The 579-nt window shown below is 67.0% G+C and carries 1 protein-coding gene; it reads right to left on the bottom strand.

Going from position 1 to position 579, the window contains the following annotated elements:
* On the bottom strand, positions 1-578 hold a 578-nt coding region (locus tag DMB66_RS60575; protein WP_305028418.1), incomplete at its 3' end, for a NuoM family protein.
* Position 579: the final 1 nt, after the last annotated feature.

Here is a 579-nt window from a genome sequence, read left to right as displayed (position 1 = left end):
AACGCCGCCGAGACGTCGCTGAGCTTCTGCCAGTCGAAGGTGTGCCCGCCGACGACCCAGAGGCCGATCACGGCGGCCAGCATGAACAGGCCGCCGACCAGCGAGTAGAGGAAGAACTTGACCGCCGCGTACTGCCGCCGGGCGCCGCCGTACGAGCCGATGATGAAGTACATCGGCACCAGCATGACCTCGAAGAACACGTAGAACAGGAACACGTCGGCGGCCGCGAAGACGCCGATCATCGTGCACTCGAGGGCGAGCAGCAGGGCGAAGTACGTCGGCACCGACCGCTGGGTCTCGTCGACGTCGTTCCAGGAGGCCAGGATCACCGCCGGCACCAGGATCGCGATCAGCATGAGCATCACCAGGGCGATGCCGTCCGCCGCGAACGTGAAGCGCGCGTCCCAGGTGGGGATCCACTGGTAGGACTCGCGGAACTGGAAGCGGTCGCCGCCCGCCTCGAAGACGATCCACATGACGACGCTCAGCGCGAGCACCGCCAGCGACCAGCCCAGGGCGATCGTCTTGGCCAGTTGGCCCTTGGTCTTCGGGATGAAGGCCACCACCGCCGCGCCCAGC

The organism is Actinoplanes sp. ATCC 53533 (assembly GCF_003947245.1).
The sequence above is the reverse complement of the archived record's forward strand: the minus strand, read 5'-3'. Positions and strand labels throughout refer to the sequence as shown.